Source organism: Bradyrhizobium stylosanthis (assembly GCF_001641335.1).
GTDB lineage: Bacteria > Pseudomonadota > Alphaproteobacteria > Rhizobiales > Xanthobacteraceae > Bradyrhizobium > Bradyrhizobium stylosanthis.
On the sequence record NZ_LVEM01000004.1, the window covers coordinates 895,082 to 909,942 of the forward strand.

At 65.0% G+C, this 14,861-nt stretch carries 14 protein-coding genes; 7 read left to right on the forward strand and 7 right to left on the reverse strand.

Features of this window, described 5'->3' with window-relative positions; translation table 11 throughout:
• Positions 1 to 13 precede the first annotated feature (13 nt).
• From A7X65_RS30595 to A7X65_RS30610, 4 genes are read right to left on the reverse strand one after another with little or no spacing between them, the layout of a single operon-like run.
• Positions 14 to 475 carry a chemotaxis protein CheW gene (locus A7X65_RS30595; protein WP_167358305.1) on the reverse strand — a complete coding sequence of 154 codons (462 nt, stop codon included), beginning with the start codon at positions 473 to 475 and terminating at the stop codon, positions 14 to 16.
• Positions 475 to 2,574, reverse strand: a complete 2,100-nt coding sequence (locus tag A7X65_RS30600) for a chemotaxis protein CheA (RefSeq protein WP_063692295.1) — start codon at positions 2,572 to 2,574, stop codon at positions 475 to 477. Before A7X65_RS30600 ends, A7X65_RS30595 begins: the two co-directional genes overlap by 1 nt.
• The gene (locus A7X65_RS30605) at positions 2,571 to 2,936 is read right to left on the reverse strand and encodes a response regulator (RefSeq protein WP_008142319.1); all 366 of its coding nucleotides are present in this window, start codon (positions 2,934 to 2,936) and stop codon (positions 2,571 to 2,573) included. Before A7X65_RS30605 ends, A7X65_RS30600 begins: the two co-directional genes overlap by 4 nt.
• Complete coding sequence (locus A7X65_RS30610) at positions 2,936 to 3,259, reverse strand: STAS domain-containing protein (protein ID WP_063692297.1); 324 nt, start codon at positions 3,257 to 3,259, stop codon at positions 2,936 to 2,938. Before A7X65_RS30610 ends, A7X65_RS30605 begins: the two co-directional genes overlap by 1 nt.
• A 287-nt stretch (positions 3,260 to 3,546) precedes the next feature.
• Here A7X65_RS30610 and A7X65_RS30615 point away from each other — a divergent pair, with 287 nt between their 5' ends.
• The 3 genes from A7X65_RS30615 to A7X65_RS30625 all read left to right on the forward strand — a co-directional run bounded on the left by A7X65_RS30615 (position 3,547) and on the right by A7X65_RS30625 (position 7,695).
• A complete protein-coding gene (locus A7X65_RS30615; RefSeq protein WP_063692299.1) occupies positions 3,547 to 4,668 on the forward strand; it encodes an HD domain-containing phosphohydrolase in 1,122 nt (373 codons plus the stop codon).
• Positions 4,669 to 4,856: 188 nt separating this feature from the next.
• Positions 4,857 to 5,525, forward strand: coding sequence for a hypothetical protein (locus A7X65_RS30620; protein ID WP_063692301.1), 669 nt, complete (start codon positions 4,857 to 4,859; stop codon positions 5,523 to 5,525).
• A gap of 19 nt (positions 5,526 to 5,544) precedes the next feature.
• A complete protein-coding gene (locus A7X65_RS30625; RefSeq protein ID WP_063692303.1) occupies positions 5,545 to 7,695 on the forward strand; it encodes an adenylate/guanylate cyclase domain-containing protein in 2,151 nt (716 codons plus the stop codon).
• A 180-nt stretch (positions 7,696 to 7,875) separates the two neighbouring features.
• On the opposite strand, the gene pobA is transcribed toward A7X65_RS30625, so the two are convergent.
• A complete protein-coding gene (gene pobA / locus A7X65_RS30630) occupies positions 7,876 to 9,048 on the reverse strand; it encodes a 4-hydroxybenzoate 3-monooxygenase (protein WP_063692305.1) in 1,173 nt (390 codons plus the stop codon).
• 50 nt (positions 9,049 to 9,098) lie between these two features.
• On the opposite strand from pobA, the gene A7X65_RS30635 reads away from it, so the two are divergent.
• Entirely contained in the window at positions 9,099 to 10,004 is a 906-nt protein-coding gene (locus tag A7X65_RS30635) for a helix-turn-helix domain-containing protein (RefSeq protein WP_063692306.1), read from the forward strand.
• A 291-nt stretch (positions 10,005 to 10,295) separates the two neighbouring features.
• The gene (locus A7X65_RS30640; RefSeq protein ID WP_063692307.1) at positions 10,296 to 10,907 is read left to right on the forward strand and encodes a LabA-like NYN domain-containing protein; all 612 of its coding nucleotides are present in this window, start codon (positions 10,296 to 10,298) and stop codon (positions 10,905 to 10,907) included.
• A gap of 24 nt (positions 10,908 to 10,931) precedes the next feature.
• On the opposite strand, the gene pcaG is transcribed toward A7X65_RS30640, so the two are convergent.
• Together pcaG and pcaH are read right to left on the reverse strand one after the other, a co-directional pair.
• The gene (gene pcaG, locus A7X65_RS30645) at positions 10,932 to 11,558 is read right to left on the reverse strand and encodes a protocatechuate 3,4-dioxygenase subunit alpha (RefSeq protein ID WP_063692308.1); all 627 of its coding nucleotides are present in this window, start codon (positions 11,556 to 11,558) and stop codon (positions 10,932 to 10,934) included.
• A 5-nt stretch (positions 11,559 to 11,563) separates the two neighbouring features.
• On the reverse strand, positions 11,564 to 12,352 hold the full coding sequence (pcaH, locus tag A7X65_RS30650; RefSeq protein ID WP_063692309.1) for a protocatechuate 3,4-dioxygenase subunit beta: 789 nt from the start codon (positions 12,350 to 12,352) through the stop codon (positions 11,564 to 11,566).
• Positions 12,353 to 12,448: 96 nt separating this feature from the next.
• Between pcaH and A7X65_RS30655 the strand changes: the two genes are divergently transcribed.
• Together A7X65_RS30655 and pncB are read left to right on the forward strand one after the other, a co-directional pair.
• Positions 12,449 to 13,378, forward strand: a complete 930-nt coding sequence (locus A7X65_RS30655) for a LysR family transcriptional regulator (RefSeq protein WP_063692311.1) — start codon at positions 12,449 to 12,451, stop codon at positions 13,376 to 13,378.
• 80 nt (positions 13,379 to 13,458) lie between these two features.
• Positions 13,459 to 14,763 carry a nicotinate phosphoribosyltransferase gene (gene pncB, locus A7X65_RS30660; protein ID WP_063692312.1) on the forward strand — a complete coding sequence of 435 codons (1,305 nt, stop codon included), beginning with the start codon at positions 13,459 to 13,461 and terminating at the stop codon, positions 14,761 to 14,763.
• Positions 14,764 to 14,861 lie beyond the last annotated feature (98 nt).

The window sequence follows — 14,861 nt, forward strand, 5'->3', positions numbered from 1 at the left end:
CCGAGACCTCATTTCAATTCAGGATGCGTTCCATGTTGGGAACGATGACGAATTCCTCACGCCATTTGGCGATGAAGCGAATGAACTCCGGCTTCCAGTGCATGCCGACGCGCGGCGTCTGCTGTACGTCGGTCTGCGATATCTCCGTGACCTCGTAGACCTTGTCCGCGGTGACGCCGACCAGAACGGGCTCGCCGTCGAGTTGGAGCTCGATGACGACGATGCGCGTGTCTTCCGAGTTGTCGAGCTGCGGCATGCCGAAACGGATGCGCAGGTCCGCGAGCGGAATGACGTTGCCGCGCACGTTGATCACGCTGGGAACGAAGGCCCGCGCGCCCGCCACCTTGGTGACGGGGACGGGATCGATGATCTCGCGCACGAGGCCCGCATCGAGCGCGAACTTCTCCTCGCCGAGCCCGATCATCACGACCTGCATCGCGCCGGTCTGTTGCTCGCCGGCCAACCCTTCGTTCATCACGCCGCCTCGCTGATGTGCTGCTTCTCGACCTTCGACTGCGCCAGCGTGACGAGCTGGGCGACGTCGAGGATCAGCGCCGCCGTGCCGTCACCGAGAATAGTTGCGCCGGAGAAGATCGTGACGTCGGAATGCAGCTTGGAGAGCGACTTGATCACGGTCTGGTGGTTGCCGATGATCTGGTCGGCGACGAGACCGACGCGGGTCTCGCCGGTCGAGATGATGATCGTCTTCTGGTGCTTGTCCGGCGAACCCGACGCCGTCAGGAGCTGGCGCAGGCGCAGGAACGGAACGAGGTTGCCGCGCACGTTGAGGAAGTTGCGGCCGCGCGAGCGCTCGTCCTCGGCCGTCAGCTCGACGCATTCCTCCACTGCCGACAGCGGAATGATGTAGCGGCCTTCGCCGACGCGGATCAGCAGGCCTTCGATGATCGCGAGGGTCAGCGGCAGGCGCAGCGTCACCGTGGTGCCCTGGCCCGGCCTGGTCGTCAGGTCGATCGAGCCGCGCATGTTCTCGATGGTGCGCTTGACCACGTCCATGCCGACGCCGCGGCCCGACAGCGCCGAGATGGTCTGCGCAGTCGAGAAGCCCGGGTGGAACAGGAACTGGTGGATCTCGTGATCGCTCAGCACCGCGCCGGCGGCAATCAGGCCCTGCTCTTCCGCCTTGGCGCGGATGCGCGCGGTGTTGAGGCCGCCGCCATTGTCCTTCACGGTGACGAGCACCTGGGCGCCCGAATGAACGGCAGCGAGCTCGATCCGGCCCTGCTCGGTCTTGCCGTTGGCAGCACGGGTTGCGGTATCCTCGATGCCGTGGTCGATGGCGTTGCGGATCAGGTGCACCAGCGGATCCGCCAGGCACTCGATCATGGTCTTGTCGAGCTCGGTGTCCTCGCCCGAGGTGACGAATTCGACCGGCTTCGACAGGTCGCGCGACAGATCATGCACCAGGCGGCGGAAGCGGCCGAACAGCGAGCCGATCGGCACCATGCGGGCGCCCATCGTGGTGTCGCGCAGGGAGGACGCGAGACGCTCGATCTCCTCGGCAATGATCTTGATCGAAAGATCGGAGCCCGAGGCGGCGAGCTGGCTCAGCCGCGCCTGGGCAATGACGAGCTCGCCGACCCGGTCCATCAGTTCGTCGAGGCGCTCGGCCTGCACGCGAACGGTGGCGATGCCGCGCTCGTCGCGCTTGGCCTCGGGCTTCGGCTCGGGCTTGGCTTCGTGCTTGGGCTCCGGCTTCGACTCGGATTTCGACTCTGCCTTCGCGACGGGCTGCGCGGCGACTGGCGCGGCAACAGCCTCCAGCACCGGTGCAGGAATCTCGGTCTCCGGCGCCGGCTCCTCGTCGAGGAGCTGGAACAGCGGCATCGGCGCAGGCGCTTCGACCTGCTCCAGCGGCGAGAGCGTCAACTTCATCTCGTCCGAGACGAACATGAAGACGTCGTCGATCGCGTCCTTGCCGCAGGCCGCGTGCAGCTTGACGTCCCACTTCAGATAGCAGTCTTCCGGCTCCATCTCGTCGAGGAACGGGATGCCGTCGGTGACGGGCACGACGAAGCAGGGGCCGAGCTTGCAGAGATCCTCAAGCAGGTCGAGCGGGTTCGAGCCGTTGCGCAGGATGTGGGATTCGAATTCGAGATAGAGATGCCAGCCGGCCTGCTTGCTGTCGGCCGGCGCCGGCGGCGGCACCTCCGCGATCGCCTCGAGGGGAGCTGCGGGCTGGTCCGACGACACGAAGCGCCTGAGATCGTCGAGAATGGCCTCGCCGATGATGTCGTCGGTCGATTGCGGATCCTCGATCAGCGCGCGGATATAATCCTTGGCGGCGAGCGCGACCGAGATCAGCTCCTGGGTCGGCTTGATCTCGCCCTTGCGGACGCGGTCGAAGGCGGTCTCGAATTCATGGGTGAAGGAGGCGACCTTGTCGAAGCCGAACATCGCGCCCGAGCCCTTGATCGTATGCAGGGCGCGGAACGCGGAATCGACCAGCTCGCGGTCGTCGGGACGCTGGCCGAGGTCGAGCAGGGCCCCTTCCAGGACCTCGAACAGCTCGTTGGCTTCCTGGCGAAAGACCTCGGTCGGGTCCATCGCGTTCATGCGCGCACCAGCTTGCCGACGACGGCGAGCAACTGCTCGGGCTTGAACGGCTTGGTGATCCAGCCGGTGGCGCCGGCGCTCTTGGCTTCCTGCTTCACCGTGTCGTTGGATTCGGTGGTGAGGAACACGATGGGCATGCCGACCGCGCTCGGCAGCTTGCGCAGGGCCCGGATCAGCTCCAGGCCGTTCATGACGGGCATATTAAGGTCGGTGATGACGAGATCGAGCTTGCCGGCCTGCGCCTTGGCGAGGCCTTGCGCGCCGTCGCCGGCCTCGATCACGTTGTGACCGGCCGGCTCGAGCACGACCTTGATCATCTGCCGGATGCTGGGGGAATCGTCGACCGTGAGAATCGTGGCCATTAGGTGCCATCTTTCTTTTGCGGGAAATGCTGATCGATCATCGCATCGCTGGCGAAGCCGGCGCGGCGAAGGGTGTTGCGCAAAGATTGGGAAAATGAAGTGAGCACCACCGGGCGGCCCTGGGCCTCGCCCGTCTTGGCGGTCGACAGCAGAAGCTGGATCGAGGTGACGTCGGCCTTGTCGACGCTGGAGCAATCGATCTCGAGCCGGTCCTGCCGGCCGAAAGCTTCGCGGATCAGGTCATAGACACTGCGGATCGCAGCGATGCTGCAATCTGCAGGCAGCCGTAGGGACCACTTCGGCTCAGTGACATCAGACGACATTCGTCCCCCAGAAATTCCAGGGATTCGCTGCACGCATGGCGCGAATCCCACGCGACGACTATTCGGTATGGAGAGTGTGCAAACCCCTAATGGAGTCCCCCGTACAACTACGGGTCACAAATCGAAGAACTTCGCGTATGCATGCAGACGTGCATGGCGCGCTCAAATCTCATGCGTTGCGCGCAGTCATGAGGCAGCTTGCCGGCGGTGAAACGTTTGCTTCGCGTTAAATCGCAAAGGCTAGTTGTTGAGGTCATGCCTCGCCATCCGAACGAGCCCGGCCGCCGATGCTGACCCAAGCGCTTCTGGTTGATGACAGCCGTTCAGTCCTCAACTTCCTGAAACGTCATATCGAGGCCGAAGGCCTGGTCGAAGCCACCACCTTTCTCGATCCCGTGGAGGCGCTGGCTTGCGCGCGCGAGCGCGTCTTCGATCTCGTGCTGGTCGACTACGAGATGCCGCACATGGACGGCATCAGCTTCATCCGCACGCTCAGAACCCTTCCCGGCTGCGTCGACATCCCGATCGCGATGATCACGTCGCGGCAGACGGACGACGTGAAGATGGAAGCGCTGCAGGCTGGTGCAACCGATTTCCTGCCCAAGGCGCCACAGAGCGTCGAGATGACGGTGCGCCTGCGGAATTTGATTCAGCTTGGTGCAGCCGTGCGCAAGCTCAACGACCGCGCCGCGCATCTTGCGAGCGAGGTCGCAGCCGCGACACGAAAGCTCGGCGAGCGCGAGGAGGAGATCATCCTGCGGCTCGCGCTCGCGGTCGAGTACCGCGACAACGACACCGGCGAGCACACGCTCCGGGTCGCCCGCTACAGCCGCATCATCGCCGAGCAGCTCGGCCTGCCGGCCCGGCTCTGCCGCGACATCTATCTCGCCGCTCCCCTGCACGACGTCGGCAAGGTCGCCATTCCCGACAACATCCTGCTCAAGCCCGGCAAGCTGACCGATGACGAGATGGCGGTGATCCGCACCCATGCCACGATCGGCGAGCGCATCCTGGCAGACTCCAGCTGCGAGCTGATCCAGCTCGGCGCGCAAATTGCCGCCGGCCATCACGAGCGCTGGGACGGGGCGGGCTATCCGAACGGCCTCAGGACGGATGAGATCCCGGTTGCCGCACGCGTGGTCGCGGTCGCCGACGTCTTCGACGCGCTAACGACCCGTCGGCCCTACAAGGAGCCGATGCCGCTCGAGGTCGCGCGCAACTACCTGGTCGAGAACAAGGGACGCCAGTTCGACCCGGCCTGCGTCGAAGCCTTTCTGTCGCGCTGGGACGAGGTCGTGGGGATCGCCGCCGGGCAGCAGGCGACGCCGTTCCTGAAGGCGGAGGTCCCGCACACACCTTATATAGAGTGTGCGGCAGAAAGCCGCCCGGCCGAAGACGTCCCCGCCTGACATTAGCCATCCCGCCAACAGCTTGGCGCAGCTCTGTTTTCTCCGGTCGCCGGGTTGAACCTGTTCCTGCTAGAGTGGCACCAAGAATAAAGAGTGATTCTGGTCACACTTGCCTGGGCGCCCTGCTGCTAAGCATCGAACCAGGACAGGGACCGGCCAAACATCGGTCGAATTGGATGAGAATTCCCATGAAAAGCCTGATCGGCGCCGCTGTCGGCGCGCTCTGTGTTGCGACCCCCGCTTTTGCGGAGACCCCGGCTGCGATCGTCGAGGATGTGCAAGGCAAGGTCGACGGCATCGCGTTCATGGACTATGTGGCGCCGGGCAAGATCATCAAGCTCGGGCCCAAGGCGAGCATCACGCTCAGCTACCTGAAATCCTGCCAGCGCGAGACCATCAGCGAAGGCGTCGTGCTGGTCGGCGCCGAGCAGAGCACCGTGCAGCTCGGCGAGATCAAGCGCGAGAAAGTGCCCTGCGACACCAATGCGGCCAAGCTGTCGGAGCGCGAGGCCAACCAGAGTGCCGCGACGACCTTCCGCACGATGCGATCGGACGCCAAGGGCGCGCCGGCCAAGCTGCCGACGCTGTACGGCACCGCCCCGCTGGTGCAAGCCAAGAGCGGCAGCACGCTGGTGATCGAGCGCACCGACGGCAAGGAGCCCACGATCACCGTGCCGCTGAAGACCGAAACCATGATCGGCGGCAAGTTCTATGACTTCGCCAAGGCTGGAAAGTCGCTGACCCCGGGCGGCAGCTACCTCGCCATCCTCGGCGCCAAGCGCTACGCCTTCCAGATCGATGCGGGCGCCACGTCGTCGCCGACGCCGATCGTCGGCCGCCTGCTGCGGCTCGAATAGGCTATCCAGCGACGGGGCGATGCGGCGGATCGGCGGGCGGGACATCGTTGCGGCTATCCTGATCGCGCTCCTTGCGGGCGCGGTCTCCACGTCGCCGCCGCTCCAGAGCCTGCAGGGTCTCTCCCTCGACATCCTCACCGCGCTGCGCGGCAAGATCGTGAGCGACCGCCGCGATCCCGCTTCATCGCCGGTCGTCGTGGTGGCGATCGACGGCGAGACCTACGACACCCCGCCGTTCAAGGGCTCGCCGACACAAACCTGGACGCGCGAGATCGGCCGGGTGCTCGGCAGCGTCAGCGAGGGCGGCGCCAAGGTGATCGGCTTCGACGTCATCTTTCCAAGCTCGATCGAGCAGTCCGAGATCCCCTTTGGCGAGGCACCGCTCGGCACGCGCATGAGAGGCTTTGACCGCGACTACCTCATCGCGCTGCGGCAACTCTCCGACGGCGGCAAGCTCGTGCTCGGCGAGATCCTGAGCAACGATCATCCGGACAGGCCCTATCGCGCGCAGCAGCTGGCGGTGAAGAACAACATCCGCGCCCTCAACGTCCATACCGATGCCGACGACGTGATCCGCCGGATGCCGCTGAGCTTCTCCATTGACGGCAAGCCCGTTCCGGCAATGGCGGTCGAGCTCGCCGCGCGGGCGCTCGGCACCAAACCCGAGATCGGGCCATCCGGTGGGATGGAATTGTCTGGCTATGCCGTTCCGAGCGCGGTGCCCAACACCCTCACGCTGAATTTTCGCGGCCTTGGCCGCGACGTCCTGGCCTATTCATTCGCCGACCTGCGCGCCTGCACCGAGAAGGGCGACCGCGATTTCTTCCGCCGCGCTTTCGACGGCAAGGTCGTCTTGCTCGGCACCATCCTCAATTTCGAGGATCGCAAGCTCACCTCGATGCGGCTGTCCGGCGGACATGACGGCTCGCCGGCACCACGATGCGCCCTGCCCGCCCCGGCCGGCGCGGCGCAGAAGGCGCGGAGCGACATCGCAGGCGTGTTCGTGCACGCAGCCGTGGTGAGAAACCTGATCGAGCACGACGCCGTGACCGAGCTCGGCTTTCCCTTGCGGAGTATTCTCACGATTGCGCTGGCAGCGATCATCGCCTGCGCGGCCTGCATGCTCGCACCTGCCGGCGCGCTGATCGCCTGGGTCGGCCTCACCGCCGTTTACACGGCGATCGCCGTCGGCGCGTTCGTGCATGCGCTGGCGCTGCCGCTCGCCGAGCCCGCGCTCGCAAGCCTCGCTGCCCTCGCGATGATGATCGGCTACCGCTTCGTGCTGGCCGACCGCGACGAGCGTTTCCTGCGCAAGAGCTTTGCCTATTATCTCGCGCCCGAGGTGATCGAGACGATGGTCGCCTCCGGCAAGATGCCGGCGCTTGGCGGCGAGATGCGCAACGTCACCATGTTTTTCTCCGACCTCAGCGGCTTCTCCTCGATCGCGGAGACGATGACACCGGGCGAGCTGGTCACGCTGATGAACGAATATCTCTCCGCCATGACCGACATCATCGAAAGCCATGGCGGCTATGTCGACAAATATATCGGCGATTCCATCGTCGCCATGTTCGGCGCGCCTGCCGACGACCCAGCCCATGCTGGCAACGCCGTCCGCGCCGCGCTGAAATGCCACGCGAAGCTGGCGGAGCTCAATGCCAGCCATCCCGCCTTCGCCGGCCGCGGCCTTTCGCACCGCATCGGCCTCAACAGCGGCGAAGCCGTGGTCGGCAATATCGGCTCGCGTCGCCGCTTCAACTACACCGTGATGAGCGACACCGTGAACGTCGCCTCGCGGCTCGAAGGCGCCAACAAATATTACGGCACCGCGATCATGGCGTCGGAAGCGACGGTCGCACAGACCCGAGACATGTTCGCCTGGCGCGAGCTCGACGCGATCAGGGTGATGGGCCGCGGCGAGGCAATCAAGGTGTTCGAGCCGCTGGCGGAGAGAGGCGCGGAGAGCGGCGAGCAGGTGAAGGTCGCCGCGGCGTATGCGGAAGGGCTGGCCTGCTGGCGCGCGAAAGAATTTGCGAAGGCGGCTGATGCGTTCGGGCGAATGGCGGAGAGCGATCCGGCATCGGCGCTGTTTGCGAAGCGCGCCAAGGCCCTCAGCGCAAATGCGCCACCGCCGGATTGGACGCCGGTCAATACGCTGGAAGGGAAGTAGAGTAGCCAGCCTGGGGCTGCTTCCCCTCTCCCCTTGTCGGAGAGGGTGGCTCGCCGCGGAGCGGCGAGACGGGTGAGGGGTATCCCTCGACGTATACGCATCTATCCGTGTGGATAGATACCCCTCATCCGGCGCTTCGCGCCACCTTCTCCCACAAGGGGAGAAGGGACGACCCCACTCCTAAAACGGCAAGCCCACATAATTCTCCGCAAGCAACCGCTGCGCCGTCTCCGAGGACAGCAGATAGTCCAGCTCCGTCTGCTGCAGCCGATCCTCATAGTCGATCCGGTCGGGGAAACGATGCAGCATCATCGTCATCCACCATGAGAAGCGTTGCGCCTTCCAGATCCGCGCCAGCGCCTTGGCCGAATAGCCCGCGAGGCCGGAATCATCGGCGCGCTGATAATGCGCGAGCATGGCGTGGTAGAGATAGTAGATGTCGGACGCCGCGCTGTTCAACCCGCGCGCGCCGGTCGGCGGCACGATGTGGGCGGCGTCGCCGGCGAGGAACAGGCGGCCATAGCTCATCGGCTCGGCGACGAAGCTGCGCAGCGGCGCGATGCTCTTCTCGATCGACGGACCCGTGATCAGCCGGCCGGCGACCTCCTCCGGCAGGCGGCGCTTCAGCTCGGCCCAGAACGCATCGTCGCTCCAGTCCTCCACCTTGTCGGTGAGCGGCACCTGGATGTAGTAGCGGCTGAGCACCTGCGAGCGCAGGGAGCACAGCGCAAAGCCGCGCTCGTGCCTGGCATAGATCAGCTCGGGCGACACCGGCTTAGTGCGCGACAGCACTCCGAGCCAGCCGAAGGGATAGACCTTCTCGTATTCGCGCAGCACGTCCTTCGGGATCGATCTGCGGCTGACGCCGTGGAAGCCGTCGGCGCCGACGATGTAATCGCAATCGACGCGGATGATCTCGTCGTTCGAGCGATAGGTGACGTAGGGCCGGTCCGAGGTCAGATCATGCGGCGTCACGTCCTGCGCATTATGCACGACCTTGCCGCCGAGGCGGTCGCGCGCCTCGTAGAGATCGCGCGTCAGCTCGGTCTGGCCGTAGACCAGCACCGAATTGCCGCCGGAGTGCTTGTGCAGGTCGATCTGCGACAGCACGCCGTCATGAGCGATCTCGAATCCCCGGTGGATCTCGCCCTCGCGGTCCATCCGCTCGCCGCATTGCGCCTCGCGCATCAGCTTCGCAAAGCCGTGCTCGAGCACGCCGGCGCGGATTCGGGCGAGCACGTGGTCGCGGCTGTATTTCTCCAGCACGATCGTGTCGATCCCCTTCAGATGAAGGAGCTGGGACAACAGCAGCCCGGACGGCCCACCGCCGATGATGCAGACCTGAACTTTCATTTTTGCGTCCTCCCGTCGGCACTTTTTTGCAGATTTCGTGCTGCGCACCGATGGAGGGTTTTGCCAATGTCTTGTACTATTCGAACATGAGGACCACAGCCCCCGCCCCGGCGATCCGGGTCTACAATCTGTTCGGCGAATCCGGCGATCTGCCCGACGTCGTGCATTGCGAGACGATCGCGTCGCGCTCGGTGCTGCACGACTGGACGCTGGCCGTGCACCGTCATGCCCGACTGCACCAGGTGCTGCTGATCGAGCGCGGCGGCGGCGAGGCGACGCTCGACGGGCGCGTGGTGCCGCTGAAGCCGATGCAGATCGTCAATGTGCCGGTCGGCCACGTTCACGGATTCCGTTTCGTGCCCGATACCCAGGGCTGGGTGCTGACCATCGCCGCCGAAATCCTGGACGAGGCACTGCTCGCCGCAGAAGGCTTGCGCGGAGCCTTGTCGCGGTCGGCCGTCGTGCGCGGCACGCCGCAGATCCGCGCCACCATGAAGCAGATCTTCGCCGAGCACGCCGCCCGCGATTTCGGCCGCGCGCATGTGCTGCGCGCCCTGTCGGCGGCCATGATCGGGCTGGTCGCCCGCGCGCTCACCGGCGAGAGCGGCGGCAACGGCACCGCGGAAAGCAGCCTGTTTCGCCGCTTCGAAGCGCTGCTCGAGCAGCATCATCTGGAACGCTGGAGTGTCGCGGACTACGCAGGCGCGCTGTCGATCACGCCGCCCCATCTCAACCGGGTGACGCGCGCGGCGACCGGCGACACCGCTTCGCACCTGATCCTCAACCGCCTGATCCGCGAGGCGCGGCGCAACCTCGTCTACACCAACCTGCCGGTCTCGACGATCGCCTATGCGCTCGGCTTCGAGGATCCCGCCTATTTCAGCCGCGTCTATGCCGCGGCTACGGGACTGTCGCCGCGCGCCTTTCGCGCGCAGCTGCATGACGGTGAAGGCTGACCATCGGACGTTGCCGGCGCGCCCTACTTACCTTCGTATATGGGGCGCTATCCTTTGGATAGACGTCGTTTACCTCCGTACAGTTGAGCAGGAAGTGCGCGCGCCTTAACGTGGCTGCATTCGGCGCCCAGCGCCGGTGGCATGGAACCTCCCTGACCTGGGCGCAAGGCGGCTTCCCCTCCAGTCGCCTGCGCCGCTTTTTAAGCAAGCCGCGCGCCCTGGTGTCTTGCCGCCGACACACCGTATCTTTGCGGGGACCTGGCTTCGTGCCGAACTTGGGATTTGTGCAGAATGTCTTCAATTGGGAAGATCGCGCTCTTTATCGATGGCTCCAATTTCTATGCCACCTCGAAGGCGCTTGGCTTCGACATCGATTACCGGCGTCTGCTCGGCGAGTTTCAAAGCCGGGGCACGTTGTTGCGCGCCTTCTACTACACGACCCTCATCGAGGATCAGGAGTTCTCGTCAATCCGTCCATTGATCGATTGGCTCGACTATAACGGATACACCGTCGTCACCAAGCTCACCAAGGAGTTCGTTGACGCCACCACCGGCCGCCGCAAGGTGAAGGGCAGCATGGATGTCGAGCTCGCCGTGAATGCGATGGAGCTTGCCGATCGTGTCGATCAGATCGTGCTGTTCTCGGGCGACGGGGATTTTCGTTCGCTGGTGGAGGCGCTGCAACGCCGCGGTGTCTGCGTGACGGTCGTGTCCACACTTTCCACTCAGCCCCCGATGATCGCCGACGACCTGCGCCGGCAGGCGGACGTCTTCATCGATCTGTTAGAGCTGAAACCAAAAATAGGGCGTGATCCGGTCGACCGCCCGGGATCGCGCGAGGTGCGGCAGCCGCCGCAATTCCTCACGCGGGGAGCGATCAAACGGGACGACCGGGTGGAGTGACCCTGCGGCACCACCGCCGGACGGTCACACGTCGAAGAACACCGTCTCCTCTGCGCCCTGCAAATTGATGGTGAAGGAATACACGGCCTTGCCGCCGCGCTCGCTGCGCGTGGCAATCAGCGTCTTGCGACGCACCGGTGGCTCGACCAGATTAAGCACGGGATCGGCGGCGTTGGCGGCCTCCTCGTCCGAGAAATAGAGCCGGGTGTTGAGACCGATATTGATGCCGCGCGCGACGATCCAGACGTTGATATGCGGTGCGCATTTGCGGCCCGCCTTGTCAATGATCGCACCCGGCTTGATGGTCTCGAAGGTCACGAGGCCGGTGTCGAAATCGGAGCCGCCGCGGCCCCAGCCGCGAAACTCCTGCTCCAGCGCGCCGGCCGAGCGGTCGGCCGGATGGTTGTAGCGGCCGGCTGCATTGGCCTGCCAGATTTCGAGCAGCACGTCGCGCAGCGGCGAGCCGCTGCCGTCGAGCACCTTGCCTTCCAGCGTGATGCGCTCGCCCTTTGTGTTCGGCGCCACCAGCACGTTGGAGAAATTCTTCTCGAAGATGTCGAAGCCCGCCATGGCCGGGATCAGGCCGATATGGACGTAGGGGCCCGCGGTCTGCGAGGCGGTTTCCTTGAGATAGTTGAGCGGCTGCGGCATGGAATTCAGTTCCCCGCGGTGCGATTTTCAAAATAGGTGGAGCGCTGGCCGCGCAGGACGATGTCGAAGCGATAGGCGAGCGAGTCGAACGGCGTCGAGGCGTTGAGATCGAGCGGCGCGACCAGGCGGTCGAGCGCATCCTTGTCCGGAATCGTCGTCAGGATCGGGCAGACCGGGATCAGCGGATCGCCCTCGAAATACATCTGGGTGATCAGGCGCTGGGCGAAGCCCGAGCCGAACACCGAGAAATGGATGTGGGCGGGACGCCAGCTGTTGACGAAGTTACGCCAAGGATAAGGACCCGGCTTCACGGTGCGGAAGTAATAATAGCCGGTGTCATCCGTCAGCGCGCGGCCGCATCCGCCGAAATTCGGATCGATCGGCGCGAGATACGTGTCCTTCTTGTGCCGGTAGCGGCCGCCGGCATTGGCTTGCCAGAACTCGACCAGCGTGTTCGGCACGCCGCGGCCGGTCTCGTCGAGTACACGGCCGTGGACGATGATGCGCTCGCCGACGGGATCGCCGTCCTTGGCGTAGTTGCGGATCAGGTCGTTGTCGAGCGGCCCGAGATCGTTGTGGCCGAACACCGGCCCCGTAATCTCCGAGACCGAGTTCTCGATCGAGAGCAGCGACTGGCGCGGGGAGCGCAGCACGGAGGATTTGTAGCCGGGCGCGTGCGCCGGCGGATGGATGGAGCGGTCGCGCTGGAAGAAGCCGCCGTCGCCGAGCGGCGGCGTAAACGGCTCGGGGCGGTTGAGGCGGGGATCCCTTAAGGCTGGCGCCTGGGCATTCATCGGCGTTGTTTCTCCCTGGGGGCGCCCGGTCCGGGCGCGCGGCTTGTTCGGGAGATCATGGGCCGGTCTATTCTCAAGATAAATAGATCGGTTATAATGAATTGCATGAAGGAAATCGATCATTTGGCCCTCGACGGCCACGCCCTCGAACTGTTCCTGGCCGTGCTGGAGGAAGGCTCGGTGACGGCGGCGGCCACGCGGCTCGGCCTGACGCAATCCGCGGTCAGCCATGGACTGAACAAGCTGCGGCGGATCGCGGGCGATCCGCTGTTCGCAAAGTCCGGACGCGGCATCGTCGCCACGGCGCACGCCCAGGCGCTGGCAGCGAAGGCGCGCGCCCTGATCGACGAGATGCGCAGCTTCGCCGGCGGCGTCAGCTTCGTGCCGGCGCAGGCGCAGCTCTCGCTGACGATCGCCGCCAACGATTTCCAGCGCGACCTGCTGCTGCCGCGCTTCTTCGGCCATGTCGCCGGACAGGTGAAGGGCCTGAACCTGCGCGTGATCCCTTCGCAATCGCCCTCGCCCGCGATGCTGCGCGAGAACCGCTGCGATCTCATGATCACGCCGCTGCCACCCGCCGGCGTAGACATCGTGCAGAAGCGCCTCCTCAGCGATCACTACGTCTGCTACTACGATCCGAAGGCGCGCGCGGCGCCTGCCGGCCGCGGCGCCTATCTGGCGGCACGCCACATCACCGTCGTCTATACCGACAACGAGCGGCTCGACTTCGACCGCCGCCTTGCGGCCAACGGCTTCCATCGCGACATCGCCATCTCCGTGCCGAGCTTCTCGGGCGTACCGTCTTTCCTGCGCGGCTCGCAGATGCTGGCAAGCATGCCGAGCCTGCTCGCATCCGGCGTGATGGGCGGTTTCGCGCAGACGCGCATTCCACTGGCGTCGCGCACGCGGACGCTGGCCGAGCTGCCGATGTTCATGGTCTGGCACCAACGCTTCCAGAAAGACCCGGCGCATCGCTGGATCAGGAGCCAGCTCGAGATCGTCGCGACGACGGCGGCGGGCGCCTGAACCCCTGCCTATGCCGCGCGGAAACCTGCCCTTCGTGAAACCCACTGGTTGCGCGGCGGCGGCCACGCTAGAATTCGGCCATGACAGTGACCGATATTGCGAGCCGGACCTACAATCACAGCTGGCGGCTGGATCCCATCATCCGCAGCCTGCTGGATACCGACTTCTACAAGCTATTGATGTTGCAGATGATTCGGGAGGATTACCCGGGTCAGAAGGTGACCTTCTCGGTCATCAACCGCTCGCGCCATGTGCGGCTCGCCGAGATCATCGACGAGGGCGAGCTGCGCGCCCAGCTCGACCATGCCCGCACCATCCGCTTCAGCAAGAAAGAGCTGATCTGGCTCGCCGGTAACACGTTCTACGGCAAGACCCACATGTTCTCGGCGGACTTCATCCGCTGGCTCTCCGAATTCCGCCTTCCCGAATACGAGCTGCGCAAGGTCGAAGGCCAGTACGAGCTGCACTTCCACGGACCGTGGACCCACACTTCGATGTGGGAGATCCCGGCACTCGCGATCCTCAACGAGCTGCGCTCGCGCGCGGCGATGAAAGGCCGCGGCCGCTTCGAGCTCGACGTGCTCTACGCCCGCGCCAAGGCCAAGCTGTGGACCAAGGTCGAGCGGCTGCGCAAGCTGGAGAATTTGCGGCTCTCCGATTTCGGCACCCGCCGCCGCCACGGCTTCCTCTGGCAGCGCTGGTGCGTCGAGGCGGTAAAGGAAGGCCTGGGCCCGTCCTTCATCGGCACCTCGAACGTGCTGCTCGCGATGGACAACGATCTCGAAGCCATCGGCACCAACGCGCACGAGCTGCCGATGGTCGCGGCTGCGCTCGCCAAGGACGACGAGGAATTGCGCTGGGCGCCCTATCGCATTCTCGACCAGTGGCGCCAGACCTACGGCGGCAACCTGCTGATCGCATTGCCCGATGCTTTCGGCACCAAGGCCTTCCTGCGCGATGCGCCGGACTGGGTCGCCGACTGGACCGGCTTCCGTCCCGACAGCGCGCCGCCGATCCAGGCCGGCGAGGAGATCGTCGCATGGTGGGAGAAGAAGGGCCGCAATCCCAGGGACAAGCTGCTGGTCTTCTCCGACGCGATGGATGTCGGATCGATCGAGGAGACCTACCATCATTTCAGCGGCCGGGTGCGGCTCTCGTTCGGCTGGGGCACCAACCTGACCAACGATTTCGTCGGCTGCACGCCGGACGGCTCGTTCAATCTCGATCCAATCTCGCTGGTCTGCAAAGTGTCCTCGGTTGACGGCCACCCCGCGGTCAAGCTCTCCGACAATCCGGAGAAGGCGACCGGCCTGCCCTCGGAGATCGAGCGTTATCTGCGCGTGTTCGGCGATGCCGGCCGCGTGCGCAAGCCGGTGCTCGTCTAGCAATCCTCTCGATCGGGTAAATCGCACACGACGAATCCGCGGCATCGGCGCGCCGATGCCGCGCCAGTTCCGCTTCGTCAGTATTTGAAGCGATCTGC

Bases quoted from the DNA above. Each gene is read 5' to 3' on its own strand.
- pncB (WP_063692312.1), top strand. From the start codon at position 13,459: ATGACAGTGACCGATATTGCGAGCCGGACCTACAATCACAGCTGGCGG.
- pcaH (WP_063692309.1), bottom strand. From the start codon at position 12,352: ATGAATGCCCAGGCGCCAGCCTTAAGGGATCCCCGCCTCAACCGCCCC.
- A7X65_RS30625 (WP_063692303.1), top strand. From the start codon at position 5,545: ATGCGGCGGATCGGCGGGCGGGACATCGTTGCGGCTATCCTGATCGCG.
- A7X65_RS30620 (WP_063692301.1), top strand. From the start codon at position 4,857: ATGAAAAGCCTGATCGGCGCCGCTGTCGGCGCGCTCTGTGTTGCGACC.
- A7X65_RS30600 (WP_063692295.1), bottom strand. From the start codon at position 2,574: ATGAACGCGATGGACCCGACCGAGGTCTTTCGCCAGGAAGCCAACGAG.
- A7X65_RS30595 (WP_167358305.1), bottom strand. From the start codon at position 475: ATGAACGAAGGGTTGGCCGGCGAGCAACAGACCGGCGCGATGCAGGTC.
- pobA (WP_063692305.1), bottom strand. From the start codon at position 9,048: ATGAAAGTTCAGGTCTGCATCATCGGCGGTGGGCCGTCCGGGCTGCTG.
- A7X65_RS30605 (WP_008142319.1), bottom strand. From the start codon at position 2,936: ATGGCCACGATTCTCACGGTCGACGATTCCCCCAGCATCCGGCAGATG.
- pcaG (WP_063692308.1), bottom strand. From the start codon at position 11,558: ATGCCGCAGCCGCTCAACTATCTCAAGGAAACCGCCTCGCAGACCGCG.
- A7X65_RS30640 (WP_063692307.1), top strand. From the start codon at position 10,296: ATGTCTTCAATTGGGAAGATCGCGCTCTTTATCGATGGCTCCAATTTC.
- A7X65_RS30635 (WP_063692306.1), top strand. From the start codon at position 9,099: ATGGAGGGTTTTGCCAATGTCTTGTACTATTCGAACATGAGGACCACA.
- A7X65_RS30655 (WP_063692311.1), top strand. From the start codon at position 12,449: ATGAATTGCATGAAGGAAATCGATCATTTGGCCCTCGACGGCCACGCC.
- A7X65_RS30615 (WP_063692299.1), top strand. From the start codon at position 3,547: ATGCTGACCCAAGCGCTTCTGGTTGATGACAGCCGTTCAGTCCTCAAC.
- A7X65_RS30610 (WP_063692297.1), bottom strand. From the start codon at position 3,259: ATGTCGTCTGATGTCACTGAGCCGAAGTGGTCCCTACGGCTGCCTGCA.